At 70.3% G+C, this 25,177-nt stretch carries 27 protein-coding genes, 2 tRNA genes and 1 riboswitch; of the genes, 8 read left to right on the top strand and 21 right to left on the bottom strand.

Annotation, left to right across the window (positions count from 1 at the left end; translation table 11 throughout):
* Nucleotides 1-7: 7 nt before the first annotated feature.
* The 7 genes from ICG51_RS02700 to rsmD all read right to left on the bottom strand — a co-directional run bounded on the left by ICG51_RS02700 (nt 8) and on the right by rsmD (nt 5,054).
* On the bottom strand, nt 8-394 hold the full coding sequence (locus tag ICG51_RS02700) for an MAPEG family protein (RefSeq protein ID WP_190281530.1): 387 nt from the start codon (nt 392-394) through the stop codon (nt 8-10).
* A gap of 8 nt (nt 395-402) precedes the next feature.
* Nucleotides 403-1,293, bottom strand: coding sequence for an MBL fold metallo-hydrolase (locus ICG51_RS02705; RefSeq protein ID WP_190281531.1), 891 nt, complete (start codon nt 1,291-1,293; stop codon nt 403-405).
* Nucleotides 1,294-1,317: 24 nt separating this feature from the next.
* A complete protein-coding gene (ggt, locus tag ICG51_RS02710; protein ID WP_223809677.1) occupies nt 1,318-3,021 on the bottom strand; it encodes a gamma-glutamyltransferase in 1,704 nt (567 codons plus the stop codon).
* A 14-nt stretch (nt 3,022-3,035) separates the two neighbouring features.
* Complete coding sequence (locus tag ICG51_RS02715) at nt 3,036-3,296, bottom strand: YfhL family 4Fe-4S dicluster ferredoxin (protein WP_190281533.1); 261 nt, start codon at nt 3,294-3,296, stop codon at nt 3,036-3,038.
* 90 nt (nt 3,297-3,386) lie between these two features.
* Nucleotides 3,387-3,875 carry a hypothetical protein gene (locus ICG51_RS02720; RefSeq protein ID WP_190281534.1) on the bottom strand — a complete coding sequence of 163 codons (489 nt, stop codon included), beginning with the start codon at nt 3,873-3,875 and terminating at the stop codon, nt 3,387-3,389.
* A gap of 59 nt (nt 3,876-3,934) precedes the next feature.
* Nucleotides 3,935-4,435 carry a pantetheine-phosphate adenylyltransferase gene (gene coaD / locus ICG51_RS02725; protein ID WP_190281535.1) on the bottom strand — a complete coding sequence of 167 codons (501 nt, stop codon included), beginning with the start codon at nt 4,433-4,435 and terminating at the stop codon, nt 3,935-3,937.
* A gap of 4 nt (nt 4,436-4,439) precedes the next feature.
* Nucleotides 4,440-5,054: a 16S rRNA (guanine(966)-N(2))-methyltransferase RsmD gene (gene rsmD, locus ICG51_RS02730; protein WP_190281536.1), complete on the bottom strand. Its 615-nt coding sequence runs from the start codon at nt 5,052-5,054 to the stop codon at nt 4,440-4,442.
* A 60-nt stretch (nt 5,055-5,114) separates the two neighbouring features.
* Between rsmD and ftsY the strand changes: the two genes are divergently transcribed.
* The 4 genes from ftsY (at nt 5,115) to ICG51_RS02750 (ending at nt 8,983) form a co-directional block, all read left to right on the top strand.
* The gene (ftsY, locus tag ICG51_RS02735; RefSeq protein ID WP_190282325.1) at nt 5,115-6,221 is read left to right on the top strand and encodes a signal recognition particle-docking protein FtsY; all 1,107 of its coding nucleotides are present in this window, start codon (nt 5,115-5,117) and stop codon (nt 6,219-6,221) included.
* Between the two features lie 67 nt (nt 6,222-6,288).
* Entirely contained in the window at nt 6,289-7,587 is a 1,299-nt protein-coding gene (locus ICG51_RS02740) for a hypothetical protein (RefSeq protein ID WP_190281537.1), read from the top strand.
* Nucleotides 7,584-8,717, top strand: a complete 1,134-nt coding sequence (mutY, locus tag ICG51_RS02745; protein WP_190281538.1) for an A/G-specific adenine glycosylase — start codon at nt 7,584-7,586, stop codon at nt 8,715-8,717. Before ICG51_RS02740 ends, mutY begins: the two co-directional genes overlap by 4 nt.
* A complete protein-coding gene (locus ICG51_RS02750) occupies nt 8,714-8,983 on the top strand; it encodes an oxidative damage protection protein (RefSeq protein ID WP_190281539.1) in 270 nt (89 codons plus the stop codon). The genes mutY and ICG51_RS02750 overlap by 4 nt, the downstream gene beginning before the upstream one ends.
* Here the strand turns inward: ICG51_RS02750 and ICG51_RS02755 are convergent.
* Nucleotides 8,965-9,393: a DUF6491 family protein gene (locus ICG51_RS02755; protein ID WP_190281540.1), complete on the bottom strand. Its 429-nt coding sequence runs from the start codon at nt 9,391-9,393 to the stop codon at nt 8,965-8,967. The two genes, ICG51_RS02750 and ICG51_RS02755, sit on opposite strands and share 19 nt — an antisense overlap.
* A gap of 142 nt (nt 9,394-9,535) precedes the next feature.
* Between ICG51_RS02755 and ICG51_RS02760 the strand changes: the two genes are divergently transcribed.
* The 4 genes from ICG51_RS02760 to pnuC all read left to right on the top strand — a co-directional run bounded on the left by ICG51_RS02760 (nt 9,536) and on the right by pnuC (nt 13,782).
* A tRNA-Phe gene (locus ICG51_RS02760) sits at nt 9,536-9,611 on the top strand.
* Between the two features lie 81 nt (nt 9,612-9,692).
* On the top strand, nt 9,693-10,829 hold the full coding sequence (locus ICG51_RS02765) for a phosphotransferase (protein ID WP_190281541.1): 1,137 nt from the start codon (nt 9,693-9,695) through the stop codon (nt 10,827-10,829).
* A gap of 40 nt (nt 10,830-10,869) precedes the next feature.
* A riboswitch (TPP riboswitch) is annotated at nt 10,870-10,965 on the top strand.
* Nucleotides 10,966-11,023: 58 nt separating this feature from the next.
* Nucleotides 11,024-13,189: a TonB-dependent siderophore receptor gene (locus tag ICG51_RS02770; protein WP_190281542.1), complete on the top strand. Its 2,166-nt coding sequence runs from the start codon at nt 11,024-11,026 to the stop codon at nt 13,187-13,189.
* The gene (gene pnuC, locus ICG51_RS02775) at nt 13,186-13,782 is read left to right on the top strand and encodes a nicotinamide riboside transporter PnuC (protein ID WP_345776112.1); all 597 of its coding nucleotides are present in this window, start codon (nt 13,186-13,188) and stop codon (nt 13,780-13,782) included. Before ICG51_RS02770 ends, pnuC begins: the two co-directional genes overlap by 4 nt.
* Nucleotides 13,783-13,785: 3 nt before the next feature.
* Here the strand turns inward: pnuC and ICG51_RS02780 are convergent, their stop codons facing one another.
* The 13 genes from ICG51_RS02780 to ICG51_RS02840 all read right to left on the bottom strand — a co-directional run bounded on the left by ICG51_RS02780 (nt 13,786) and on the right by ICG51_RS02840 (nt 25,167).
* Entirely contained in the window at nt 13,786-14,022 is a 237-nt protein-coding gene (locus ICG51_RS02780; RefSeq protein ID WP_190281543.1) for a hypothetical protein, read from the bottom strand.
* A gap of 107 nt (nt 14,023-14,129) precedes the next feature.
* Nucleotides 14,130-14,214, bottom strand: a tRNA-Leu gene (locus ICG51_RS02785).
* A 56-nt stretch (nt 14,215-14,270) separates the two neighbouring features.
* Entirely contained in the window at nt 14,271-14,669 is a 399-nt protein-coding gene (secG, locus tag ICG51_RS02790) for a preprotein translocase subunit SecG (protein ID WP_190281544.1), read from the bottom strand.
* Nucleotides 14,670-14,689: 20 nt separating this feature from the next.
* Nucleotides 14,690-15,436 carry a triose-phosphate isomerase gene (tpiA, locus tag ICG51_RS02795; protein WP_190281545.1) on the bottom strand — a complete coding sequence of 249 codons (747 nt, stop codon included), beginning with the start codon at nt 15,434-15,436 and terminating at the stop codon, nt 14,690-14,692.
* A 10-nt stretch (nt 15,437-15,446) separates the two neighbouring features.
* Nucleotides 15,447-16,400 carry a 2-oxoglutarate and iron-dependent oxygenase domain-containing protein gene (locus ICG51_RS02800; protein WP_190281546.1) on the bottom strand — a complete coding sequence of 318 codons (954 nt, stop codon included), beginning with the start codon at nt 16,398-16,400 and terminating at the stop codon, nt 15,447-15,449.
* A gap of 42 nt (nt 16,401-16,442) precedes the next feature.
* The gene (gene glmM, locus ICG51_RS02805; protein ID WP_190281547.1) at nt 16,443-17,801 is read right to left on the bottom strand and encodes a phosphoglucosamine mutase; all 1,359 of its coding nucleotides are present in this window, start codon (nt 17,799-17,801) and stop codon (nt 16,443-16,445) included.
* On the bottom strand, nt 17,798-18,688 hold the full coding sequence (accD, locus tag ICG51_RS02810; RefSeq protein WP_190281548.1) for an acetyl-CoA carboxylase, carboxyltransferase subunit beta: 891 nt from the start codon (nt 18,686-18,688) through the stop codon (nt 17,798-17,800). Before accD ends, glmM begins: the two co-directional genes overlap by 4 nt.
* Before the next feature lie 85 nt (nt 18,689-18,773).
* Entirely contained in the window at nt 18,774-19,589 is an 816-nt protein-coding gene (gene trpA / locus ICG51_RS02815) for a tryptophan synthase subunit alpha (protein WP_190281549.1), read from the bottom strand.
* Nucleotides 19,586-19,996, bottom strand: a complete 411-nt coding sequence (locus ICG51_RS02820; RefSeq protein ID WP_190281550.1) for a DUF3144 domain-containing protein — start codon at nt 19,994-19,996, stop codon at nt 19,586-19,588. Before ICG51_RS02820 ends, trpA begins: the two co-directional genes overlap by 4 nt.
* A gap of 144 nt (nt 19,997-20,140) precedes the next feature.
* Complete coding sequence (trpB, locus tag ICG51_RS02825; protein WP_190281551.1) at nt 20,141-21,379, bottom strand: tryptophan synthase subunit beta; 1,239 nt, start codon at nt 21,377-21,379, stop codon at nt 20,141-20,143.
* Nucleotides 21,380-21,580: 201 nt separating this feature from the next.
* On the bottom strand, nt 21,581-22,246 hold the full coding sequence (locus tag ICG51_RS02830; RefSeq protein ID WP_190281552.1) for a phosphoribosylanthranilate isomerase: 666 nt from the start codon (nt 22,244-22,246) through the stop codon (nt 21,581-21,583).
* 3 nt (nt 22,247-22,249) lie between these two features.
* On the bottom strand, nt 22,250-23,044 hold the full coding sequence (gene truA, locus ICG51_RS02835; protein ID WP_190281553.1) for a tRNA pseudouridine(38-40) synthase TruA: 795 nt from the start codon (nt 23,042-23,044) through the stop codon (nt 22,250-22,252).
* Nucleotides 23,045-23,067: 23 nt separating this feature from the next.
* The gene (locus ICG51_RS02840) at nt 23,068-25,167 is read right to left on the bottom strand and encodes a FimV/HubP family polar landmark protein (protein ID WP_190281554.1); all 2,100 of its coding nucleotides are present in this window, start codon (nt 25,165-25,167) and stop codon (nt 23,068-23,070) included.
* Nucleotides 25,168-25,177 lie beyond the last annotated feature (10 nt).

Below are 25,177 nucleotides of genomic sequence, written 5' to 3' on the forward strand. Positions count from 1 at the left end.
GCGCGGCTCAGCGCAGCGCCAGCCAGAGCCCGGCCAGCGCCATCAGCAGGAACACCAGCCAGGTCAGGGCGGTGCCCCAGAAGCGGCCGAACGAATAACCACCGCCGCGCGACAACCCCAGCGCGTGCAGCACCCGCCCCAGCAGCAGCGCGCCGCCGAAGCCCCAAGTCGCTGCGGGCGGCAGCCCGCACAGCTCCAGCAGGGCCAGCACCAGCAGCGCGAACGGCGCGTGCTCGACGAAATTGCCGTGCACCCGGATCCGGCGCGCCAGCAGCTTGTCGCCGCCATCGCCCAGACCGATCTTGTGGGCGTGGCGGTGCCGCGAGATCGGCACCAGCAGGGCGAGCATCAGCAGCACGTGCAGGGCGGCAAACAGCAGGGTGATCTTCGGCATCGCGGTGCTCAGGCTGAGAAGGCGCGGGCGTGCAGCTCGGGGTGTTCGTGGGTGGTACCGAAGCGCCCCTTGTCGTCGCGCACCACCTGCGCCAGCGCACAGCCGGGGTCGTGGGTGAAGAACAGGCGCACGCCGCGGGCCAGCTTGTCCTCGAGGAACAGGCGCTTCTCGTCGATCAGCAGTTCGGCGTTGCGGTCGTAGCCCATGGTGATCGGCACGTGCACCCACGGCCGGCCGGGAATCAGGTCGGCGCAGAACACCACGCCGCCATGCGGCTGGCCATCCACCGTTTCCGGGCCGACGATCTCGGCCAGCATCAGCCCCGGCGTGTGGCCGTCGCTGTGTTGGAAGCGCACGGCAGCGCCCAGCGCTTGCGAATAGTCGCCGTCCACCAGTTCCAAGCGGCCGCTCGCCTCCAGCAGCGCCGGCAGCTCGGGAATGAAGCTGGCGCGATCGCGCGGGTGCGGGTGCAGCGCGCGCTGCCAGTGCTGCGCGCCGACCACGAAGGTGGCGTTGGGGAACAGCAGCGTCGGCGCGCGGCCTTCCGCCCACGGCGCAAGCAGGCCGCCGGCATGGTCGAAATGCAGGTGCGAGAGCACCACCACGTCGACGTCCTCGTGGCTGAAGCCCGCCTGGCCCAGCGAATCCAGCAGCACGTGGCGGTCTTCGACCACGCCGTAGCGCTCGCGCAGCGCCGGCGCGAAGAATGCGCCGATGCCGGTTTCGAACAGCACGGTCTTGCCGGCGAGCGGGCTGGCCAGCAGCGCGCGGCAGGCAAGGTCGATGCGGTTGTGCGCATCCACCGCCATCCAACGCTCCCACAGCGCGCGCGGCGCGTTGCCGAACATTGCGCCACCGTCTAGCTTCTGCGAATTGCCCAGGATCGACCAGAGTTTCATGGCGGCAAGCCTACCCGCGCAGCGTTACGGCTGCGGCAGCACGGCTGCCCTGCCTTCCGGATAGCGCGGGTCGCTGCCGCCGCGCAGGAGGTTGCCGGCGCGCACCCACTCCACCGTCTGCAGGTTGCCCCAGACGTGGCTGGAACCGCGCCCGCCTTCGGCTTCCGACGGCGGCAGCTCGACGGTGTGGCCCATCGCCCGCAATGCAGCCGCCGCTTCCGCGGAAATCGCCCCCGGCTCGGCGCCGATCACGTCCGGCAGCCACTGGTGGTGGTAACGCGGCAGCGCGGCGACCTGCTGCGCATCCAGCCCGGCGTCGTAGCCGAGGATGCCCAGCAACACCATGGTGATGATGCGGCTGCCACCCGGCGTACCAAGCACCACCACCCGATCCTTCGATTCCATGAAGGTCGGCGTCATCGAGCTGAGCATGCGCTTGCCGGGCTTCGGCGCGTTGGCTTCATAGCCCATGACCCCGAAGGCGTTGGGCGTCCCCGGCTTGAGGGCGAAGTCGTCCATCTCGTTGTTGAGCAGGACACCGGTTCCGGGCGGGACCAGCCCGGAACCGAACAGCAGGTTCACGGTCTGGGTGGCGGCCACGCGGTTGCCGTCGGCGTCGATGATCGAGAAATGGGTGGTTTCCTCGTCTTCCAGCGGCGTGGGCTGGCCGGACAGCAGGTTGCTGGGGGTGGCCTTGGCCGGGTTGATGGTGGCGCGCAGCCCGGCGGCGTAGTCGGCGCTGGTCAGCAGGCGCTGCGGCACCTGCACGAAATCGGGATCGCCGAGGTAGAAAGTGCGGTCGCGGAATGCGCGGCGCATCGATTCCACCACCAGGTGCACGCGCTCGGCCTCCGGCATCGCCTTGAGGTCGTAGGGTTCGAGAATCTGCAGCATCTGCGCCAGCGCAATGCCACCCGAGGACACCGGCGGCGCGGTGGTGATGTCCCAGTCGTGGTAGCGGAAGCGGATCGGTTCGCGCTCCTTCACCTGGTAGCCGGCCAGCTCGTCCAGCCGCCACTGCCCGCCCTGCGCGTTGACGCCGGCCACCAGCTTCTTCGCGGTGGTGCCGCGGTAGAAGCCATCGAAGCCCTGCGCGGCCAGCCGCTGCAGGGTGGCGGCCAGGTCGGGCTGGCGCAGCAGGTCGCCTTCGGCAATCGGCTTGCCGTTCGGCGAGAACACCGCGCGGGTGCCGGGATAGCGGTCCATCACCTTGCGCTTGGCCGCATAGCCGCGCGCCATCCGCCCGTACACGGGGAAACCGTCGCGGGCGATCCGGATGGCCGGTGCCAGCGACTGCGACAGCGGCAGGCGGCCGTATTTTTCCGCCACGTGCACCAGCATCGCTGGCAAGCCGGGGATGCCGGCCGCCCACGGCCCGTTCTGGGCACGGTCGGGGTCGAGCTTGCCGTCCTTGTCGAGGAAGCGGTCGGGCGTGGCCGAGGCGGGCGAGGTTTCGCGCGCATCCACGAACACGTCGCGCCCGCTCCGGGCGTCATGCAGTAGCCACAAGCCGCCGCCGCCCAGCCCCGAACTGATCGGCTCGACCACCGACAATGCGGCCGATACCGCCACCGCCGCGTCGAAGGCGTTGCCGCCCTTGCCGATCACCTCGATGCCGGCGTCGGTGGCCAGCGTGTGTGCGGAAGCGATCACGGCGCCGGGCGGATGGGTGGCCGGGTCGGCGGGAGCCGCAGTTGCCACCAATGGCAGCAGCAGGACGAACAGCATCGACGCGAAACGCTTCATTCGGTGACTCCTTGGGCACGCAACTGGAACAGCTTGGCCAGCAGTTGTTCCTGTGATTCCGGATGCTCCGGGTCGGGGTCGATGCATTCCACCGGACAGACCGCCACGCACTGCGGCTCGTCGAAATGGCCCACGCACTCGGTGCAGAGACCGGGGTCGATCACGTAGATCTCCGGCCCCATCGAGATCGCCTTGTTCGGACAGACTGGTTCGCAGACGTCGCAATTGACGCAAAGCTCGTTGATTTTCAGCGACATCGCCTGGGGACCGCCGTTTCTTGCGGAGGGCCCGCCGCCGCGCAAGGCGGCGGGCACGGGCGCACGGCCGTGAAGCCGGCGCCGGGACCGTTACTTCGCTTCTTCGAAGATGTAGTTCACGCCAGCCGGCTCGACCGCCGCCTTGACCCGCTCACCCAGGATCGGCGTGCCGATGAAGACGACCTTGACGCCCTTCATGGTGCCCGGCGCGACCTGCTTGAACGCGGTCTCGATCATCTCGACTTCCTTCTCCGGCGCCGGCGAGGCGAACACCAGCATGTTGCCCTCGGTGATGCCGCGCCCCAGGTCCTGCTCCAGCTTCTCCAGCTGGCGCTCGTACTTGCCGCCGAAATCCTCGGTGTCGTTCTTGGGCAGGAAATACACGAACGGGCTGTTGGTGATGCCACCCATGTGCGGGGTCAGCTTGTACTGCAGGTAGGGCACCCAGTCCTTCTGGTCACCGCTGGCCGGCAGCGGAACGGCGGCAACGGCTTCGGTCTTGGGGGCTTCTTCCTTCTTGCACGCGGTGAACGGCAGCGCAAGGCAGGCGACGACGAGCAGACGGGACAACATGTTCATGGGCTTTTCCCCGGGCATGGCAGTGGCGATGGATACAACGTCGGTGTGCGGCGCGCGGATCATTTCGACCCGCCCCGCCATTGCGCCTCGAGCGCCGCCACGACCGCGGCGGGCACGAAGCCGGATACGTCGCCGCCAAGGCGCGAGATCTCGCGCACCAGCGACGACGAAATGAAACCGTATTGCTCGGCCGGGGTCAGGAACAGCGTCTCGACCTCGGGGATCAGGTGGCGGTTCATGCTCGCCATCTGGAATTCGTATTCGAAATCGGACACCGCGCGCAGGCCGCGCAGCAGCACGCCGGCGCCACATCCGCTGACGAAATGGGCCAGCAGCGAGTCGAAACCGCGCACCTCAACATTGGGGTGGTGGCCCAGCGCCTCGCGCGCCAGCTCCACGCGCAACGGCAGCGGCAGCGCCGGCCCCTTGGTGGGGCTTGCAGCCACGCCGACGACGAGCCTCTCGAACAACGGCGCCGCCCGGTTCACCAGGTCCAGGTGGCCGTTGGTGATCGGATCGAAGGTGCCGGGATAGACCGCGATGCGGGCCGCCGCGCTCATGTCGTCAAGGATTCGCCGCGTTCAGGATGCCCGGAAGTGTAACCCGCCGGTAAAGCGCGTAGCGCACATCGCGGGTGCCGCTTTCGCGATGCAGTGCCCAGTCCGCAGGCAGATCCGGCGCGTGCCCGGCCGGGCTTTCCACGTACAGCCACGCGTCCGCCGCCAGCCGGGCCGGCAGCAGTTCCAGCACCGCCGGCCACAGCCCTGCCGCGAACGGCGGGTCGACGAAAGCGATGTCCCAGGGCTCGCTGGTGTCGTCACGGAGGAAGGCCAGCGCATCACCGTGCCGCACCGCCACCCTGCCCTGCGCATCCAGACGCGCCACGGCATCGCCCAGCGCCTGCGCCAGCGCACCGTCGGCTTCCACCAGCTGCACCTGGGCCGCGCCGCGCGATGCAGCTTCCAGTCCCAGCGCGCCGCTGCCGGCGAACAGGTCCAGGACGCGCGCGTCCGGCAGCACCGGCTGCAGCCAGTTGAACAGGGTTTCGCGTACCCGGTCGGACGTCGGCCGCAGGCCGGGCCGGTCGGGCACCGGCAGGCGCGTGCCGCGCCACTGGCCGGCGATGATGCGGACGCTGCCAACGCCACCCGCGGGCGGCTTGCCACGGCGTGCGTTCATCGGGGCTGACGGGGGGCGGGTGCTAACATGGCCGCCATTCTCCGACATTCCCACGGCCTCATGGTCAGCTGGTTCCGCCGCAAGAAACCCGACGCGCAAACCCCCACGCCGGAAGCGGCCCAGCCCCCCGTTCCCCCTGTCGCCGCGACCGAGGCCCCGCTGGATGCAGGGTTGCCGCCGCTGCCGGAACCCGAGGTTGTCGACCTTGCGGTTGCCGAAGCTGCGCATGCTGAACCCGCGGCTGCCGGCAAGCCCGGCTGGCGCGAACGACTGCGCGGCAGCACCTTCGCCCGTAGCTTCAGTGGCCTGTTCTCGCGCAACCCCAAGCTCGACGACGAGCTGCTGGACGAAATCGAAACCGCCCTGCTCACCGCCGACGTCGGCGTGACCGCCAGCACCGCGCTGGTGGAGTCGCTGCGCAAGCGCATGAAGGCGCGCGAGTTCGCCGATGCCAACGCGCTGCTGCAGGCGCTGCGCGCCGACCTGGTCGCGCTGCTGGTGCCGGTGGCGCAGCCGCTGCGCATCGACGCGACGAAGAAACCCTTCGTGCTGCTGACCATCGGCGTCAATGGCGTCGGCAAGACCACCACCATCGGCAAGCTGGCGCGCCGCTACAAGGATGAGGGCCGCAGCCTGATGCTGGCGGCCGGCGATACCTTCCGCGCCGCCGCGGTCGCACAGCTGCAGGCCTGGGGCGAGCGCAACGGCGTGGCGGTGGTCGCGCAGGGCCAGAATGCGGACGCCGCCTCGGTGGCGTTCGATGCGCTGCAGGCGGCTAAATCGCGCGGTGTGGACGTACTGATCGCCGACACCGCCGGCCGCCTGCACACCCAGGGCGGACTGATGGATGAACTCGCCAAAGTCGCGCGCGTGCTGCGCAAGCTGGACCCTGAGGCGCCGCATGAAGTGCTGATGGTGATCGACGGCACCACCGGCCAGAACGCGATCAACCAGGTGCGCAAGTTCAACGAGAAGATCACGGTGACTGGCCTGGTGGTCACCAAGCTCGATGGCACCGCCAAGGGCGGCGTGGTGTTCGCGCTGGCCCGCGAGTTCGGCATCCCGATCCGCTACGCCGGCATCGGCGAGCGCCCGGAGGACCTGCGGGTGTTCGATGCCGAGGCGTTCGTCGATGCGCTGCTGCCCGCCGAACTGGGGCGGGCCTGACCCGGCCGCGTGCGCCGGTGCGCACGCCCGCGCGGCGTGAACGGCCGATGCCACATGATGGGGCGCGATGGACGACACCGCTGACCCGATGAAGCGCACTCCGGACGCGGCCCCGCGCAGGACCCTGCCGCGACGGCTGCTGCGCGGCGCCGTGATCGTCATCGCCGTACTGCTTGGCCTGCTTTTGCTGGCGGGCTGGCTGCTGCAACCCAAGCGCGCGGGCGCGACGCTGCTGTCGCTGGCCGGCGATGCGCTGGGCCTGCAACTGCGCGCGCAGGACATCGACTACCGCCTGCGCGGCACGCCACAGCTGGTGCTGCGCGAGGTGGAAGTCAGGCGGCCCGGCGACACCGCCGCGCTGCTGCACGCACGGCGCGTGTTCGTCTCGCTGCCATGGCGCACCCTGCGCACCCGAGGCGCCGAGCTGACCGTGCAGCGGATCGAGCTGGATGCGCCGGTGCTGGACCTCCCTGCCCTGCAGCGCTGGCTGGCCGCGCGCCCGCCCAGCGGAAAAACCCGCATTCCGGCGCTAACCGACGGCCTGCGCGTGCGCGACGGCCGCATCGACAACGACGACTGGCGCATCGACGGCCTCGCCATCGACCTGCCCTCGCTGCATCCGCAGCGTCCGATGCGCGCGCAGCTGCGCGGGCGCTACCTCGATGCACCGCTTTCCATCCCCGCCGACCTCGCTATCGCCGTCGCCCATCCGCAGCGCCTGCTGGACGGCGCGCCCACCGGCGTGGCTGGCGTCGGCACGCTGACGCTGGCCGGCGCCGACTGGCGGGTCCCTGCGCAGGTGTTCCTGGCGGGGCCGCTGCGGCTGGGCAAGGATTCCGCGCTGATGAAGCCGGCCAGGGTCGGCATCGCTGCGCGCTATCTGTCCGGTTCCACCATCGCGCCGTTCCGGCTTGGCCTGCACGGGCCGATGGCGTTCAACAACGCGATCTGGCGCTTCGTGCCGGTGACGGTGGTGCTGGAAGGCGACGGCCCGGTGCCGGATGCACGCGCACACGGCAGCGTGTCGGTGGGGCGGCGCCTGCGCCTGCATCTGGACGGCGCGCTGGTCGCCTGGCCACAAAGCTGGCCCGCACTGCCGCCGCCGCTGTCCGGATCCACCTCGCCGCTGCCGTTCGCGCTGGACTACAACGGCGCGATGGCGTTTTCTGACGCGGCTTCGCTGGCCCTGCACCGCGACGCCACCTCGCTGGACGCGCGCTTCCGCCTGCCAGAGGTGCTGGCATGGCTGGACGCGGGCAGCGACGGCTCCCCGCTGCCGCCGCTGGCTGGGACGCTGTCCACACCCAGGGTCGAAATCGCGGGTGCGACGCTGGAAGGCGTGGAAGTCGAGCTGGGCGAAGAATGAGCGCGCGCACTTCAATCGCCCCGGGTCGATCCGGCCGCCACCCGGCAGCCGACCCTTCGCCCGCACAGCCAGCGCACAGCCTCGACCACGGCGAAGTCGCCGCACGCCTGCTGGCATGGTTCGACCGCCATGGCCGGGTCGACCTGCCCTGGCAGCATCCGCGCACGCCCTATCGGGTCTGGCTGAGCGAGATCATGCTGCAGCAGACGCAGGTGTCGGTGGTGACGGGCTACTTCAACCGCTTCGTCAGCGCCCTGCCCGACCTGCCGACGCTGGCGCGTGCATCGCAGGACGAGGTGCTGGCGCTGTGGTCCGGGCTTGGTTACTACGCCCGCGCGCGCAACCTGCACGCCACCGCGAAGCTGTGCATGGAGCGACACGGCGGCGACCTGCCGCGCGACCTCGATGCGCTCATCGCACTGCCCGGCATCGGCCGCAGCACCGCCGGCGCCATCCTGACGCAGGCATGGAACGACCGCGCCCCGATCCTCGACGGCAACGTGAAACGCGTGCTGTGCCGGCTGTTCGGCATCGACGGCTGGCCGGGCACGCCCGCGGTAGAAAAGAAACTGTGGTCGATCGCCGCCGCCCTGCTGCCGCAGGCGCGCCTTGCCGACTGGACCCAGGCGCAGATGGATTTCGGTGCCACCCTGTGCACCCGCGCCAGTCCCGCCTGCGCGATCTGCCCGCTGCAGGACGTCTGCGTGGCCCGCCGCGAAGGCCGCATCGCCGAGCTGCCGACGGCCAAGCCGGGCAAGCAACTGCCGCAGCGGGAAACCCAGATGCTCATCGCGCAGGACCCCGAAGGCCGCGTGCTGCTGTGGCGACGGCCGCCGACCGGCATCTGGGCATCGCTGTGGTCGCTGCCGCAGCATGAGGACGCCGACGAGGCGCAGGCATGGTTCGACCGCCACCTTGACGGCGACTTCGCCAGCGCGCGCGCCCTGCCTGCGCTGGAACACGGCTTCACCCACTTCCGCCTGCGCATCCACCCGTGGCTGATCGCCGTCAACGGCCCGCACGCGGCCATCGGCGATAATGCCGGCCTGCGCTGGACAAGCCGCGCGGAACTCGCCGCGATCGGCCTGCCCGCGCCGGTGCGCAAACTGCTTCAGGAGCGAACGGAATGACCCGCAAGGTGCACTGCGTGGTGGACGACATCGACACCGACGGACTGGATTTCCCGCCGTGGCCGGGCGAAGCCGGCAAGCGGGTCTTCAACGAGGTCGGCAAGCCGGCCTGGCAGCGCTGGCTGGCGCACCAGACCATGCTCATCAACGAGAACCGGATCTCGCCGATGAACCCCGAACACCGCGCCTTCCTCGAGGCGCAGATGGTGAAGTACCTGTTCGAAGGCGGCGCCGACAAGCCGCCGGGTTACATGCCCGAGGCCTGAGTCCCGGGCTTCTCGCGCAGCGACTTCTCGGCCGCCCGCAACGCCTTCACGTCGACCGGGCGGATTTCCTGGATCAGGCAGCTGAGCTGGCTGCTGCCGGGGGCGACCACCTTGTCGAACCTGGACAGGGTCATGCCGCTGAAGGACGACAGGCCGATGAATGGCGAGCCGCTGGTCCACTGCAGGCAGGGCCCGGACAGGCGCAGCAGCCAGCTTTCATTGGGACGCATCTGCAGGACCACATGCTGGTCGTCGATGCGATCCCAGCCCATCGGATCGAGGTAGCGGATCTGGTTCACCGGCGCGCCTGCGTGCTGCTGGTACAGGGCCAGTCGTTCGGTATCGCTGAGCCGGCCGGTCGCGCAGGCCGTCAGCCCGAGGGCGATTGCAGCGGCAATAATCGCTTTCATGGCGTTCTCCTGACCAGTGGATACCCGCCATCATCATCCCCTGAAGCGGAACGCCTGCCTAACGGTCCGGCCGCCCCCGCGACGGAAATGGCTTGCCCAACTGCCCGGCGATCCGTATCATGCGCGGCTCGCAACACAGCATGGCTCGGTAGCTCAGTTGGTAGAGCAGGGGATTGAAAATCCCCGTGTCGGCGGTTCGATTCCGTCCCGAGCCACCATTGCAACGCCCAGTCCCCACCAGACTGGGCGTTTTGCATTGTGGACACACCGGCACGATCCGCGCCGGAGCGAGGGCCGCCATGACCGCCAGCAACCACCCCCTGCACGGCTGGGACAGCGACCAGATCGCCCGCTACCGTCCGCGGCTCGAGGACGCCGACGTGGCCACGCTGCTGGCGCGCTTTCCGGACCTGCTCGGGCCCACCCGGATCCTCTGGCGCAGCCCGCGCCCGTTCTCGGCGGTAGCCCGGGTACAAACACCGGTGGGCGAGGTCTTCGTCAAGCGCCAGCACCGGTGCGTACGCACCCCCGTCGCGTTGGGCGAGGAGCATGCACTGCTCGCACATCTGCGCCGCCGCGACATCGCGGTTCCGCGGGTGCTGGCCGACGTCGACGGCATGACCGCCATCCCGATGGGCGAATGGGTGTACGAAGTCCAGGCACCGGCCGCCGGCATCGACCTCTACCGCGACACCCCCTCATGGACACCGCTGCGCCAGCTCGGGCACGCCCGCCACGCCGGCCGCATGCTGGCGCGCCTGCACCAGGCCGCGGCGGACTTCGGTGCAATGCAGCGCAGTGCCACCCGGCTGGTCGCCCGCGATGACGCCCTGCGCGCACCGGATCTGCATGCCGCGGTGGAATCGCAGTGGGCTTGGCGTCCGGGACTGGCGGCCTACCTCGCCGGCCGCGACGGCTGGCGCGGGGAGCTCGCCCCGCTCGCGGCGCGCCACCGCAGCCTGCAGCCGCGCCTCGCGGCGCTGCCGCGGCTGTGGACGCACGGCGACTGGCACGCCTCCAACCTCTGCTGGACCGACGCGGGTGACGACGCCGACGTGGCCACCGTGCTCGATTTCGGCCTGTGCGCGCCGACCTTCGCCCTGTACGACCTGGCCACCGCCATCGAGCGCAACGCCATCGCCTGGCTGCAGCTGGAGCGCGGCATGGAGGCGATCCATCCGGTAACGGCGCGGGAAGTGATCACCGGCTATGCCGAGGTGCTGCCGCTGTCGCAGGCGCAGCGCGACCTGCTCGCCGACCTGCTGCCGCTGGTGCACATCGATTTCGCACTGTCGGAAATCGATTGTTACCAAGGCGCGTTCGGCGCACGCACGCAGGCTGACCAGGCCTGGGGCAGCTTCCTGCTGGGCCACGCGGCCTGGTTCGAAACCGCGCCGGGACTGGCTTTGCTGGCGTCGATCCGCGACCCCGACTGAGCCGATGCTGGCCCGACTGCGGCCGTTCATGGTTCAATGTCGGGAGAAGCGGGGGTGCCCGGCGTTGCCGGGCTGAGAGAGTCCCTTGGAACCTGATCCGGTTTGCACCGGCGTAGGGAGCTTGATTCGAACAGCCACGTCCCGTGCGTGCGGCTGTTCGCCGTCGCTTCGCTCTCCCTCCTGAGACGACGACGATGAAATCCCTGCGCACCGCCCCCCTGTTGCTCGCCCTGCTGCCGCTGCTGGCCACCGCTGCGCCGGCCGACGAGGCCGATGGCCAGTCGAAGATCACCCGCCTCGCGCCGGTCCGCGCCACCACCGATGCCGACGACAAGACCCGCGATGCCGGCATCGACGGCTGGGGCAATGCCACGCCGCGCGACACCCCCGCCGCCATCCACGTGGTGGGTCGCCAGCAGCTGGACGACCGCCAGGTCCGCACCCTCAGCGAACTGGCGCGCGAGGACGCTTCGCTGGGCGACAACTACGCGCCGGTGGGCTACTACCAGAACATCGCCATCCGCGGCTTCGCGCTGGATGCCGGCACCGGCTATCGCGCCAACAACCTGGCCATGACCGGCGAGCAGGCCATCGCGCTGGAAGACAAGCAGCAGGTCGAGGTCCTGAAGGGTCTGGCCGGCCTGACCGCGGGTGTGATGGAGCCCGGTGGCGTGGTGAACTTCGTCAGCAAGCGCCCGGACGAGGTGCGCGATCTGACGCTGGGCACCGACTCGCGCGGCTCGCGCTACGTGGCCGTGGACGTCGGCGGTTGGCTGAGCCCGACCTTCGGCCTGCGCGCGAACGTGGCGTGGGAGGACATGCATTCGCACGTCCGCCACGCCGACGGCCGACGCAATTTCTACGCGCTGGCCGCGGACTGGAAGATCGCCCCCGGCACCACGCTGGAGCTGGACAGCAACTACCAGACCAGCGCGCAGCGCTCGGTCTCCGGCTACCAGCTGCTCGGCGGCACCGCGCTGCCCCAAGACCCGGATCCCACGCTGATGCTGGGCTACCAGCCCTGGCAGCAGCCGGTGTCGATCCGCGCCAGCAACACCAGCGCGCGCCTGCGTCATGCGCTGGGCGAAGACTGGACGCTGCGCGTGGCCGCCGGCCGCAGCCGCAGCGTGATCGACGACAACGTCGCCTTCGCCTACGGCTGCTGGTACGTCGACGCCTGCTGGAGCGGCAGCCCCCCCTGGTACTTCGGCCCGGACGGCAGCTACGACATCTACGACTACCGCAACCCGGACGACACCCGCACCGGCGACAACGCCCGCCTCAGCCTGGAGGGCCGCTTCCAGACCGGCGGCGTGGGGCACGCGCTGAGCATCGGCGCCAGCGCCTTCCACCGCAGCATCGATCGCCACCGCAACGTCAACGAGTACGTGGGCAGCTGGAACATCGCCGACGGCGATCCGCCCGCCTTCGCGCCCTCGCCCGAACAGATCGGCCCCAAGGTGCGCCGCCTCGACAGCTGGCAGCGCAGCGGCTTCGCGATGGACCGGCTGGCGCTGGGCGACCGCTGGCAACTGCTGCTGGGTGCGCAGTTCGTGCGCCTGCACGAGCGCGCGCGCAACAAGGCCGGCGCGATCGAGCGCGAAACCCGGCTGTCGCAGACCCTGCCGCAGGTCGCGCTGCTGTGGCAGCCGGACCCGGCGACCCGCGTGTACGCAAGTTTCAGCAAGGGACTGTCGCTGGGCAAGGAAGCCCCCTACTGGACCAGCAACGACGGTGCGATGCTGGCACCGCGGATCACCCGCCAGCTGGAAGCCGGCGTGAAGTACCGCTTGGGCGAGCGGCTCGACCTCGATGCCAGCCTGTTCCGCATCCGCCAGCCCTACCAGTACGCGCAGCCGGATGCGTCCGCCGCCGGCTTCACCTTCGTCCAGCGCGGCGATGAAGTGCACGACGGCCTGGAGCTGTCCGCCAACGGCCGCCTGACCGGGGCGCTGGGCGTCAACGCCAGCGTCGCGGTGATCCGCGCGCAGGCGGAAGGCACCGGCACTGCGGCGTTCGACGGCCAACAGGTGGTCAACGTGCCGCGCATGCGCGCCAGCCTGCACCTCGACTACACGCTGCCGGCGATGCCGCGGCTGGCGCTGCTGGCGGGCTGGCGCCATGCCGCCGCCAATCCGGCCACGCCGGACGGCGCGGTGGAGGTGCCCGCCTACGACGTGTTCGACACCGGCCTGCGCTACACCGGCCAGCTGCGCGAACGCGCGTTCGTGGTGCAGCTGGGGATCGACAACCTGTTCAACCGCAGCTACTGGCGCGACACCGGCAGCTCGCTGGGCGACAACTACCTGTTCCCGGGCGCGCCGCGGCTGGCGCGCCTGACGGTGCGCATGGGCCTGTGATCACCTTCCACGAAACCGCCGCGGCCGTCCTCAGCGCCAGCGCCGTGTGGCTGACCACGCGGCGCAGCCCCTGGTGCTTCCCGGTCGGGCTGCTGTCGGTATCGGTCTACATCTGGGTGTATGCCGGCGCGCGGCTGTATTCGGAAGTGCTGCTGCAGTGCTTCTGGGTGGTGATGCTGGTGTCAGGCTGGCTGCGATGGCTGCGCAACCTGGATGCCACCGGCCATGTGCGGGTGGCATCGCTGGACGCGCGTTCGGCCGGCATCCACCTGCTGGCCGGGCTGGCCGGCGGGCTGGCGCTGGGCTACACCATGCATACCTACACGAACGCCGCCCTGCCCTGGCTGGACGCCATGCTCACCGCGTTCAGCCTGGTCGGGCAGTTCTGGCAGAACCGCCGCCATATCGCCGCGTGGTGGATGTGGATCGCGGTCGATGTGGTGTACATCGGCATGTTCGCGAACAAGCAGCTGTTCGTCACCGCCGTGCTCTATGTCGGCTTCGTGGGGCTTGCCGCGAAGGGCCTGCGCGACTGGCGGCGGGCGGCACGGCAGCAGACGCGCACGGACACCGCGCAAGTGGCGTCGGGCTGAGCTTCAGAACCCTTCCACCCCCGGCTCCCAAGGGTCGGCCTCCAGCAGCATCGCCCGCAGGCCGTCCTCATCCAGCCCCGCCAACAAGGCCATGGCTTCGGCCATGGTCGATACCTGCAGCGCGCGGCGACGGATCATGCCCGACTGCATCGGGCTGAAGACCAGCATGATGTTGCCGTAGGAGCCATCCAGCAACGCCGCCTGCCAGTGCTGCCCGTGGGAATCCTCGAAACTGCGCATGGCCGCTGCCACATCCGGATGACCGGCGACAGTCTAGCCCCACCCCCCGGTTCCGGGCCGGATCGCGCCCAAGAAAAAACCCCGCCGTAGCGGGGTTTTTTTTGGATTGGTGCCCAAGAGGGGACTCGAACCCCTACGACCTAAATCGCTACCACCTCAAGGTAGTGCGTCTACCAATTCCGCCACCTGGGCAAATTTTCCGGCCTTTCGACCGCGGACCGCAATTCTAGAACGTGTTGCGCCGGCCGTCATTGGCCCGGTGCGGGTGCCGGCTGGGCCGGTGGGACCTCCGCTGCGGGCGGCTGCGCGGCGGCAGTCGGCACCTGCGCGGTCGGCACCTGGGCAGCCGGCTGCGCCGGAGCCTGCTGGGCCATCACGCCGAGATCGGCCTTAGCCGGACCCTGGCGGTTGGCCTGCCGGCTGGCGTACATGGCCATGCCCATGCTGATGACGAAGAACGTGATCGCCAGCCACTTGGTGCTCTTGCTCAGGAAGTTGGACGCGCCCCGCGCACCGAACACGGTGGCCGAGGCGCCGCCGCCGAAACCGGAACCGGCCGAGGCGCCAGCCCCCTGCTGCAGCAGCACGAAGGCGATGATGGCGATTGCCACCAGCACGTACACGATCTGGATGAATTGCAGCAACATCTGCGCGTTCTCTTGGGTGTTCAGGCCGCCGCGCGGGCGATGGCCAGGAAATCCGCGGCAGCCAGCGAGGCGCCGCCGATCAGCCCGCCGTCCACGTCGGCCTGGGCGAACAGGCTGGCCGCGTTGTCGGGCTTGACGCTGCCGCCGTACAGCAGGGGCAGCGAATCGGCAATTCTAGCATCCAGCGCGGCGATTTGGCTACGAATGAAGGCGTGCACGGCCTGCGCCTGCTCCGGGCTGGCAGTACGGCCGGTGCCGATCGCCCACACCGGTTCATAGGCCACCACCGCGTTGGCGAACGCGGCCACCCCGGCCAGCGCCAGCACCGGCGACAGCTGCGCGGCGATCACGTCCTCGGTGCGGCCGGCCTCGCGCTCTTCCAGGCTCTCGCCCACGCACAGGATCGGCACCAGCCCCGCGGCCTGCGCGGCCGCGAACTTGCGCGCCACCAGCTCGCTGCTCTCGGCGTGGTACTGGCGGCGCTCGGAGTGCCCCACCAGGGTATAGCGCGCACCAACATCGGCCAGCATCGCCGCCGCCACTTCGCCGGTGTAGGCGCCCTTGTCGTGCGCGCTCACGTCCTGCGCGCCGAAAGCCACGCCGTTGCCGTCGAATTTCGCCACCAGCTCGCCCAGATAGGGGTACGGCGGCAGCACCACCAGCTCCACCCCGGCGACGCCGGCTTCGACGATATCGGCGACCAGCGCATGGGCGAATTCGCGGCTGCCCTGCAGCTTCCAGTTGCCGGCGACGAGTTTGCGACGCATGTGACGCTCCTTACTTCAGCTTGATTTCGCGCAGGCGTTCCTGCAGGTAGCCTTCCGCGGTGATCGGCTCCGGATAGCGGCTGGGATTGTCCGGGGTGATGCAGGACGGCAGCACGTCGATCAGGAAATCCGGGTTCGGGTGCAGGAAGAACGGCGTGGAATAGCGCGGCTGGCGCGCCTTCTCCCCCGGCGGATTGACCACCCGGTGGGTGGTGGACGGATACACGTGGTTGGTCAGCCGCTGCAGCATGTCGCCGATGTTGACCACGATGGTGTCGGCATCGGCGGTGAAAGGCACCCACTCGCCCTTGCGCGACAGCACTTCGAGGCCTTCCGCGCTGGCGCCCACCAGCAGGGTGATCAGGTTGATGTCCTCGTGCGCGCCGGCGCGCACGTTGGGGATGTCATCGGTGGTGATCGGCGGATAGTGGATCGGACGCAGGATCGAGTTGCCTGAATCGGTCTTGTCGGCGAAATAGTTCTCCGCCAGCCCGATGTGCAGCGCCAGCGCCGACAGCACTTGCGAGCCCAGCGCATCCAGCGACTGGTAGAGGCCGTAGCCGACCCGCTTGAATTCCGGAATCTCCGCCGGCCACTGGTTTTCCGGCATGTCGGCGGCGTACTTCGAGTCGCGCGGGATCTCCCGGCCGATGTGCCAGAACTCCTTGAGGTCGAAGTGCTTCGAGCCCTTCGCGGTTTCCACGCCGAACGGCGTGTAGCCGCGCGCACCGCCGCCGCCCGCCACGTGGTACTGCTTCTTCACCTCCTCCGGTAGCGCGAAGAACGCCTTGAAGGTGGCATAGGCCTCGTCGATCTGCGCCTGCGGGATGCCGTGGTTGCGGATGCCGGCGAAGCCCCATTCGCGGTAGGCCGCGCCGAGTTCATCGACGAAAGTCTGGCGGTCCGCCGGGCTGGCGGGATGGGTGAAGCGGCGGATGTCGAGGGTGGGGATCTGCTGGGTCATGGTGTTCTTCCTTCCCGCGGACGCGGGAATCGCGGCGTTGGATCAGGCGGCGGCGCGCACGGCGTCGGCCAAGGTAGACAGGGTGGATTCGACCAGCGCGGCGTCGTCGGCTTCGACCGTCACCCGCACCACGGGTTCCGTGCCCGACGGACGCAGGAAGGCGCGGCCGCGGCCCTCGACCGCACGCTGCGCCTGCGCCAGCGCGGCCTGCACGCTGGCCGCTTCGGCCGGCTTGCTGCCGGCGGCAAAGCGCACGTTGACGGTCTTCTGCGGCACCTTGCGCAGATCCTTCAGCGCATCGGCCAGGCCGATGCCGCGGCGCTGCAGCACTTCCAGCACCTGCAGCGCGCTGACGATGCCGTCGCCGGTACTGGCGCGGTCCAGGCACAGGATATGGCCGCTGGCCTCGCCACCCAGCACGCCGTCATGGGCGAGCAGCTGCTGGTGCACGTAGCGGTCGCCGACCTTGGCGCGCACGAACGCGATCCCGCGCGCGGCCAGCGCCTGTTCGAAGCCGAAGTTGGTCATCAGCGTGCCGACCACCGGGCCGCGCAAGCGGCCGGTTTGCTGCCAGTCGCAGGCCAGCACGTAGAGCAGGTCGTCGCCGTCGCAGACGCGCCCCTGCGCATCGACGAACAGCACGCGGTCGCCGTCGCCATCGAAAGCGATGCCCAGCTCGGCGCCGCGCTCGCGCACCCGCGCGGCCAGCGTCTCCGGGTGGGTGGAACCGACGCCCTCGTTGATGTTGACGCCATTGGGCTCGATGCCGATGGCTTCCACCTGCGCCCCCAGTTCCCGCAGCACCAGCGGCGCCAACTGGTAGGTGGCCCCGTTGGCACAGTCCACCACGATGCGCATGCCGTCGAGGTGGAAGCCCTTGGGCACGGAATTCTTGCAGGCCTCCACGTAGCGGCCGATGGTGTCGCGGGTGCGCACCGCACGGCCCAGCTTCTCCGAAGGCACGGTGGAGAACGGCGCGTCCAGCGCAGCCTCGATGGCCAGCTCGGTGGCGTCGTCGAGCTTTTCGCCCTGCGCGGAGAAGAACTTGATGCCGTTGTCGTGGTGCGGGTTGTGCGAGGCGGAGATCACGATGCCGCCGTCGGCGCGCATCGAATGGGTCAGGTGCGCCACCGCCGGGGTCGGCATCGGCCCCATCAGCTGCACGTCCACGCCCGCCGCCACCAGGCCGGCCTCCAGCGCGGCCTCGAACATGTAGTTCGAAAGCCGGGTGTCCTTGCCGATCACCACCATCGGCTTGCGCCAATCCTTGCGCTCGCTGGCGGCAGCCACCAGCGCATGTCCATAGGCGTTGCCCAGGCGCAGCACGAAGTCGGCCGAAATCGGGCCTTCGCCGACCCGGCCACGGATGCCGTCGGTGCCGAAGTAGCGGCGCGTGCTCACGCCGCCTCCGCGCCGTCGGCCGGGGCCGGACGCTTCATCAGCATGGCCAGCAGGTGCGCCAGCCGCTCGCGCATCTCCCGGCGATCGACGATCTGGTCGACGGTGCCGTGCTGGAGCAGGAACTCGCTGCGCTGGAAGCCCTCCGGCAGCTTCTCGCGCACGGTCTGCTCGATCACGCGCTGCCCGGCGAAGCCGATCAATGCACCCGGCTCGGCGATGTTCAGATCGCCCAGCATCGCGAAACTGGCCGACACGCCGCCGGTGGTGGGATGGGTCAACACGGAGACGTAGGGCAGCCCCGCCGCGCGCAACCGGCCCAGCGCCGCGGAGGTCTTGGCCATCTGCATCAGCGAAAACAGGCTCTCCTGCATGCGCGCGCCGCCGCTGGCGGAGAAGCACACGAACGGGCAGCGCAGCTCCAGCGCGCGCTCGGCGGCAAGGGTGAAGCGCTCGCCCACCACCGAGCCCATCGAGCCGCCCATGAAGGCGAAATCGAACGAGGCGGCGACCAGGTCTTGGCCGGCCAGCTTGCCTTCCAGCGCGACCAGCGCATCGCGCTCGCCGGTGGACTTCTGCGCGGCCTTGATGCGGTCGGAATACTTCTTCTGGTCCTTGAACTTGAGGACGTCGGTCGGCCCCAGTTCGGCACCGATTTCGCGCCCCGCGCCGTCGTCCAGCAGTGCCGCCAGCCGTGCGCGGGCGCGGATCGGCATGTGGAAGGCGCACTTCGGGCAGACCTCGAGGTTCTCTTCGAGTTCGGGCCGGTACAGCACCGAACCGCAGCGCTCGCACTTTTCCCACAGGCCCTCGGGCACGCTGCGCTTACGCTCGCTGCCCGCCTCGGTGCGGATGCCGGTGCCCGGCATCAGTTTCTTAAGCCAGCTCATTCGTTTCGATCACCGCAGGTTGCGTCGCGCGCACGATTGCCCGCTTCCATCCCGGCCGTGGCCCGGATGGCGCCCAGTCTACTACTCAGGCCGGAACGGCCAGCCCGTCCAGCGCCTCGCGCAGCGGGCGCAGGAACGCATCCGCGTGCGCAGCGGCATCCGCCTCGCCGGTGCTGCCTTCCATCGCGGACACCAGTGCACTGCCGACCACCACGCCGTCGGCATGCGCGGCCATCGACGCGGCGCTGGCGGCATCACGGATGCCGAAGCCGGCGAACACCGGCGCCTTCGCCATCGCCCGCACTTCCGCCAGGTGGCGGCCGGCATCGCCCACGTCCAGATGCGCCGCGCCGGTGACGCCGGCGTAGCTGACGTAGTACAGGTAGCCATCGGCCTGTTCGCACAGGCGCTGCAGGCGGGCCTGCGGCGTGGTCGGCGAGGCCAGCGAGATCAGCGCCAGTCCGTTGTGCGCGAAGGCGGCGCGATATTCCTCGGCCTCTTCGGGCGGCAGGTCGACCAGCAACATGCCGTCCACGCCGGCCGCCGCCGCATCGGCGGCGAACGCCGCCGCACCGCGGATCTCGACCGGATTCAGGTAACCCATCAGCACCACCGGCGTGGCCGCGTCCCGTTCACGGAACGCGCGCACGCAGTCCAGTACCCACGCAAGCCCTGCCCCGCGCGCCAGCGCACGTTCGGAACTGCGCTGGATCACCGGGCCATCGGCCATCGGGTCGGAGAACGGCACACCGAGTTCGATCACGTCCGCGCCTGCCTGCGCCAGCGCGTGCATGACCGGCACCGTCGCCGCCAGCGACGGATCGCCGGCGGTGATGAACGGCACCAGCCCCTTGCGCCCGGCCGAACGCAGCGCGTCCAGCCGTTGCTGCAGACGGGTCATTCGTTGGCCGCAGCCGGCGCGTCCTTGAGACGACCGACCTTCACGCCGGCCGCCTTGTACTCCTCGGCCAGCTCGGAATCACCGACGTCGATGCCACGCTCTTCGCCCATGCCGTCCAGATGCTCGTTGAGCATGCGGCGGTACATGGTGCTCATGTAGTCGAGGAACGCGGTGCGCTCGTCGGCGGCGGCGATCGGCTTGACGTTGGCCAGGAACACGTGGGCGTTGAAGCGCGCGCTGGCGAACAGCGCGGCCAGGCTGATGTTCTTCTCGCCGTACTTCTGCGACTGCTTGTTGGCCAGCTCGAGGTACTCGTTGACGCAGTCGAAGAACTGCGGCGGGAACTGGGTGCCTTGGGCGCCGTTCTGCTGTTCGGCCGCGGGCGGGGCCTGGTTCTCTTCGGCCATGGCCGGACTCCTGAAGGTTGAGGTGAAGTTGAACCGGGCATTCTCGCCGAAACCGGGCCGCAGGCCAAATCCCGGCATGTGGCGCGGGACGGGCCATCGCGGCACGCGTGCCCGTGCTGCTGCGTATGGACCGGGTCCGGCGGGCTAGAGCGCCAGGCCCTCGCGCGCGGCGATGGTGTGCACATCCTTGTCGCCGCGACCGGACAGGTTGCACAGCACCAGCGCGTCCTTCGGCAGCTCGCGCGCCAGCTTGATCGCCTGCGCCACCGCGTGGCTGGACTCCAGTGCCGGCAGGATGCCTTCGGTGCGGGTCAGGCGGTGGAAGGCGGCAAGCGCCTCCTCGTCGGTCACGCCAACGTACTCGGCGCGGCCGCTGTCCTTCAGGAAGGCGTGCTCGGGGCCGACGCCGGGGTAGTCCAGGCCTGCGGAGATCGAATGGGTTTCGGTGATCTGGCCATCGTCGTCGCAGATCACGTAGGTGCGGTTGCCGTGCAGCACGCCGATCCGGCCCGCCGCCAGCGAGGCGGCATGGTGGCCGGTCTCGATGCCCTCGCCCGCCGCTTCCGCACCGACGATGCGCACGCCCGGGTCGTTGAGGAAGGCGTGGAACAGCCCGATGGCGTTGCTGCCGCCGCCCACGCAGGCGGTGATGGCATCCGGCAGGCGGCCGTATTCGGCCAGCATCTGCGCGCGCGCCTCGCGGCCGACCACGGCGTTGAAGTCGCGGACCATGCGCGGGTACGGGTCGGGGCCGGCCACGGTGCCGATGATGTAGAACGTGTCGCGCACGTTGGTCACCCAGTCGCGCATCGCCTCATTGAGCGCGTCCTTGAGCGTGGCCGAGCCACTGGTCACCGGCACCACCGTCGCGCCCAGCAGCTTCATCCGGTAGACGTTGATCTTCTGCCGCTCGATGTCGGTGGCGCCCATGTAGACCACGCATTCCAGCCCCAGCCGCGTGGCCACGGTGGCGGAGGCCACGCCGTGCTGGCCGGCGCCGGTCTCGGCGATGATCCGGGTCTTGCCCATGCGGCTGGCCAGCAGCGCCTGGCCGATGGTGTTGTTGATCTTGTGCGCGCCGGTGTGGTTCAGGTCCTCGCGCTTGAGCAGGATCTGCGCGCCGCCGACTTCGCGGCTCAGGCGCTCGGCGTGGTAGATCGGGCTGGGCCGGCCGACGTAGTGGGCCAGGTCCTTGTAGAAGGCGGCGATGAAGGACGGATCGACGCGCGCGGCGTCGTAGGCGTCGGCCAGCTCCTGCAGCGGCCCCATCAGGGTCTCGGCGACGAAGCGGCCGCCGTGGCGGCCGAAGTGGCCGTTGGCGTCGGGGTAAGCGTGGAAATCGATGGGCGCGGCGGGCGCGGCCTGCGGGCTGGAAGTGGTCACGCTGAAGTCTCCGGTGTCGGAACGCGCGCGGCGGTGGCGCCGCTGGCGGAGGTCGAAACGAATGGCGTGCGCCCGGCTGACGGGCGCGAAGGCAAGCGCGGCCTTATCTCACCGCGGCCGCAGGCACGCGCCGCCATCGCCGCAGCGAGCGGCCGAAGGGTGCGCGGGGGCGGTTGGAAGTCTCCATGGCGTGGCCATAGCCTACCTGATCGTCGCAGCCGTGGCGTCTGCGTCGCACGCACGCACGGCCTCCACGAAGCGGCGCATCCGCAGCCCGTCCTTGACGCCCGGGGCCAGCTCGATGCCGCCGGCCACGTCCACGCCCCACGGGCGCACGGCGCGCACGGCGTCGCCGACGTTGTCCGGGTCCAGACCGCCGGCCAGCAGCCAAGGCCGGTCCAGATCGGCCGGGATGTTCCCCGCCTCCAGCCGCTGTCCGCTGCCGCCGGCCGCGCCGGGCGCGTGGCCGTCCAGCACGAAACCGGCCGCGTGTGGCCAGCGCGCACGCAACGTGCCCACGTCCACGCGGGCGCCGCCCAGACCAAGGCCCTTGATGTACGGTAGGCCGAAACGGCGGCAGAAGGCATCGTCCTCGCTGCCGTGGAACTGCAGCAGGGTCGGCCGCGCCTCGTCGATCGCCGCGCGCACCTCGCGCTCGTCGTTGTCCATGAACAGCGCCACCAGCGTGACCAGCGGCGACAGCGCCGCGCGCACCGCCGCGGCACGCGCGGGCGCGACCCGCCGCTGGCTTTTTGCGGCGAAGATCACCCCCACCGCGTCCACGCCCAGCTCGCAGGCCAGGCGCGCATCGCCGGGCCGGGTCAGGCCGCAGAACTTGATGCGGGTACGGAAGTGGGATCCGGCCATGGCCTACGCGAACTCCCCGCAGGCTTCGGCCGGCAGGTTCCAGTGCGGCGGATATTTTGGCCCGAGGAACAGCAGCCCGGCCGACGGCGCGGTGGGGCCGGCGACGGTGCGGTCGCGCCCCTCCAGCAACTCGGCGATCCACGCCACCGGCCGCTCGCCACGCCCCACCACCAGCAGCGAGCCGACGATGTTGCGCACCATGTGGTGGAGGAAGGCGTTGGCCTGCACCTCGACCACCACTTCGTCGCCGGCGCGGGTGACGGAAATGTCCTGCAGGTTCCGGCGCGCATGGGTGGCCTGGCACTGGGCGCTGCGGAAGGCGGAGAAATCACGCTCGCCGGGCAGCGCCTGCGCGGCTTCGTGCATGGCGTCGGCGTCGAGCGGCATGCGCTCCCAGCCCAGGTACTGGCGCTCCAGCCCCGGCCGCGCGCTGCGGTTGAGGATGCGGTAGCGGTAGCGGCGCGCGCGCGCCGAGAAGCGCGCGTTGAAATCGTCGGCCACCGGCACGCACCAGCGCACCGCCATGGTCGGCGGCAGGTTGGCGGTGGTGCCGAGGATCCAGCCGCGCGCGTCGCGCGTGGCTTCGGTATCGAAATGCACCACCTGGCAGCGCGCATGCACGCCGGCATCGGTGCGGCCGGAACAGACGGTGTCGATGGGCGCAGCGGCGACTTTCGACAACGCCATCTCCAGCGCGGTCTGCAGGCTGCCGTCGGCCTCCAGCGCGCCGGCCTGGCTCAACCGCTGCCAGCCCGAAAAGCCGCTGCCGTCGTATTCGACCCCGAGTGCCAACCGCATCGCTTCGCTCTCGCCGGCGCGCCTCAGCCCACCAGCTTGCTGAGCATGCGCGCGGCCTCGTCGCTGACCGCCTCGTCCTCGTGGTCGAGCAGTTCCAGCAGCAGCTGCTGCGCGGAGAACTCGTCGCCCACGTCGAGGAAGGCACGCGCCAGCTTGAAGCGCTGTTCGGGGCTGGCCTGCGCGGGCACGGCCGCCAGGTGGTCGGGAAGGTCGTCGACCACCGCTGGCTGCGCGTCCACGACCGCCACGTCTGCGTCGGCACCAGCCGCTTGCGCCACGGCAGCACGCTCGGGCGCCGGTTGGGTGGCTGGCGCAACCTGCACCCAGCCCGAATGCCAGGCCGGGGTATCGGTGGCCGCAGCGGGCGCGACCGGCGACGCGTCAGCGCCGGATGCGGTCCCGGCATCGGCCGCTCCGGTTTCGACGGCGGCCGGGGCGGTTTCCGCCGCCGTGGCGTCGTGTTCCTCCCGGGCGTGCTCCTGTTCGTCGGCGGCGCGCGCCTCCGGCGCCTCGACGTCCTGCAGCGCCGGTGCAGCCATGCCGGCCGCCAACGCTTCGCTGTCGAACACGCTGCGCCGCGGCGGCGGGGCCTGCTTGCGGCGGCCGGCCATCAGCCACGCCAGCAGCGCCAGTGCGACGACGCCCAATCCCCCCCACAGCCACGGCATCATCGCGGGCTTGTCCGCGGCCTCGGCGGGGGCAGCCTGCTGGGTGCTGGCCTTGGTGGCGGGCACCGCGGCCTGGGTCTGCTTGGCCCGGTTGCTCTCGGCCAGGCGCGCCTGCGCCGCAGCCAGCTCGCTGTCCTTCAGCGACAACAGCTTCTGCTGTTCGTTCTTGAGCTTTTCCAGCTCCGCCAGGCGCTCCTTCAATTCGCCAATCTCGGCCGATTTGGCCGCGATGTCCTCGTCGCGCTGACGCAATTCCTGTTGCAGCATGCTGCCCTCGCCACCGGCGCTGGTGCCGGATCTGTTGCCCGTGGCCTTGCCCGGTGCCGTTGGCGGCACGATCTGCAGGCGAGCCCCTTCCCGCCGTGCCGCCGCCGGGGCCGGCTTGGCCACTGCAGCCACCGCTGCGGGCTTGGCCGCGGGCGCCTTCACATTGGACGCAGGCGCCGGCTTCGGTCCTGCCGGTTTGGCCGCGGCCGGGGAGCTGGCAGTGCTGGCGGCATCCGCGGCGTCCGGCTGGCGCACCGCGCGCCGCGCCTGCCGCCACTGGCGGGCCTGCTGGCGCACCACCTGGGCGGCCTCTTCGGCGCTGATCTTCGCCACGTCCTCGCTCGACGGCACCCGCAGCACCGTACCGCTGCGCAGGCGATTGACGTCATCGCCCAGGAAGGCCTCGGGGTTGGCCTGCAGCAGCGCCAGCATGGTCTGCTCCAGGCTGAAACTGCGGCGCAGGTCAAGCCCGCTGGCGATCTTCGACAGCGACTCGCCCGGCTTGATCGGGCCGTACTGCATGGGATCCGCAGCCGGTCCGGCTTCGGCTATCGGCGCCATCGCGACCGGCGCAGGACGCGCCGGCTGTGGGGCCGGCACGGCGATGGAAACGGCCGGTGCTTCGGCCGGCGCCCGCACCGGTACCGGCGCGGCCGGTGACGGCGGGTTGGCGGCGGTCACGGGCGCACGGGCCTGCGGCACCACGGGCGCCGCCGGTTCGGGACGCTGCACCAATGCCGGCGCCGGGGTCTGCGGGATGCTCACGTCCGGCGGCAACGCCGCACCGGCGGTGTTGGGGGCGTCCATCAGCGCCGAGTACTCGCGCACCAGCCGGCCGGCGCCCCAGTCCACCTCGATCAGGAAGCTCAGCACCGGCTGTTCGACCGGGCGGATCGTGGTGACGCGGATGACCGGCCTGCCCCTGGCATCGCTGCCGAGGCTGAACTGCAGGTCGGCGGCGACGCCGCTGGGCGGCGCCAGGCCGACCCGGCGGAAGGTTTCCGGCGAGGCCAGCCGCGCCTGCAGCGCCGCCAACTCGCCGGGGGTGGTGGAGACGATGGGGATTTCAGCCAGCAGTGGCTGGTTGCGCTTGCTCTTGACCTGGATCTGACCCAGACCAAGCGCCCACGCATTGCCCGCCGCCAGCAACAGCGCGGCCACCACCGCTGTGCGCAATGTTCCGATCACGTGTACTCCA

It is taken from the genome of Thermomonas sp. XSG (genome assembly GCF_014678725.1).
In the GTDB taxonomy this organism is placed as follows: domain Bacteria; phylum Pseudomonadota; class Gammaproteobacteria; order Xanthomonadales; family Xanthomonadaceae; genus Thermomonas.

What these genes read in the sequence shown, in the direction of transcription:
- ICG51_RS02705 (WP_190281531.1), bottom strand. Translation starts at nt 1,293, where the DNA reads ATGAAACTCTGGTCGATCCTGGGCAATTCGCAGAAGCTAGACGGTGGC.
- mutY (WP_190281538.1), top strand. Translation starts at nt 7,584, where the DNA reads ATGAGCGCGCGCACTTCAATCGCCCCGGGTCGATCCGGCCGCCACCCG.
- ICG51_RS02715 (WP_190281533.1), bottom strand. Translation starts at nt 3,296, where the DNA reads ATGTCGCTGAAAATCAACGAGCTTTGCGTCAATTGCGACGTCTGCGAA.
- ICG51_RS02820 (WP_190281550.1), bottom strand. Translation starts at nt 19,996, where the DNA reads ATGGCCGAAGAGAACCAGGCCCCGCCCGCGGCCGAACAGCAGAACGGC.
- ICG51_RS02750 (WP_190281539.1), top strand. Translation starts at nt 8,714, where the DNA reads ATGACCCGCAAGGTGCACTGCGTGGTGGACGACATCGACACCGACGGA.
- ICG51_RS02800 (WP_190281546.1), bottom strand. Translation starts at nt 16,400, where the DNA reads ATGACCCAGCAGATCCCCACCCTCGACATCCGCCGCTTCACCCATCCC.
- ICG51_RS02830 (WP_190281552.1), bottom strand. Translation starts at nt 22,246, where the DNA reads ATGGCCGGATCCCACTTCCGTACCCGCATCAAGTTCTGCGGCCTGACC.
- ftsY (WP_190282325.1), top strand. Translation starts at nt 5,115, where the DNA reads ATGGTCAGCTGGTTCCGCCGCAAGAAACCCGACGCGCAAACCCCCACG.
- truA (WP_190281553.1), bottom strand. Translation starts at nt 23,044, where the DNA reads ATGCGGTTGGCACTCGGGGTCGAATACGACGGCAGCGGCTTTTCGGGC.
- rsmD (WP_190281536.1), bottom strand. Translation starts at nt 5,054, where the DNA reads ATGAACGCACGCCGTGGCAAGCCGCCCGCGGGTGGCGTTGGCAGCGTC.
- ICG51_RS02780 (WP_190281543.1), bottom strand. Translation starts at nt 14,022, where the DNA reads ATGCGCAGTTTCGAGGATTCCCACGGGCAGCACTGGCAGGCGGCGTTG.
- ICG51_RS02765 (WP_190281541.1), top strand. Translation starts at nt 9,693, where the DNA reads ATGACCGCCAGCAACCACCCCCTGCACGGCTGGGACAGCGACCAGATC.
- coaD (WP_190281535.1), bottom strand. Translation starts at nt 4,435, where the DNA reads ATGAGCGCGGCGGCCCGCATCGCGGTCTATCCCGGCACCTTCGATCCG.
- ICG51_RS02740 (WP_190281537.1), top strand. Translation starts at nt 6,289, where the DNA reads ATGGACGACACCGCTGACCCGATGAAGCGCACTCCGGACGCGGCCCCG.
- secG (WP_190281544.1), bottom strand. Translation starts at nt 14,669, where the DNA reads ATGTTGCTGCAATTCATCCAGATCGTGTACGTGCTGGTGGCAATCGCC.
- accD (WP_190281548.1), bottom strand. Translation starts at nt 18,688, where the DNA reads ATGAGCTGGCTTAAGAAACTGATGCCGGGCACCGGCATCCGCACCGAG.
- tpiA (WP_190281545.1), bottom strand. Translation starts at nt 15,436, where the DNA reads ATGCGTCGCAAACTCGTCGCCGGCAACTGGAAGCTGCAGGGCAGCCGC.
- ICG51_RS02770 (WP_190281542.1), top strand. Translation starts at nt 11,024, where the DNA reads ATGAAATCCCTGCGCACCGCCCCCCTGTTGCTCGCCCTGCTGCCGCTG.
- trpA (WP_190281549.1), bottom strand. Translation starts at nt 19,589, where the DNA reads ATGACCCGTCTGCAGCAACGGCTGGACGCGCTGCGTTCGGCCGGGCGC.
- ICG51_RS02755 (WP_190281540.1), bottom strand. Translation starts at nt 9,393, where the DNA reads ATGAAAGCGATTATTGCCGCTGCAATCGCCCTCGGGCTGACGGCCTGC.
- ICG51_RS02720 (WP_190281534.1), bottom strand. Translation starts at nt 3,875, where the DNA reads ATGAACATGTTGTCCCGTCTGCTCGTCGTCGCCTGCCTTGCGCTGCCG.
- ICG51_RS02700 (WP_190281530.1), bottom strand. Translation starts at nt 394, where the DNA reads ATGCCGAAGATCACCCTGCTGTTTGCCGCCCTGCACGTGCTGCTGATG.
- ggt (WP_223809677.1), bottom strand. Translation starts at nt 3,021, where the DNA reads ATGCTGTTCGTCCTGCTGCTGCCATTGGTGGCAACTGCGGCTCCCGCC.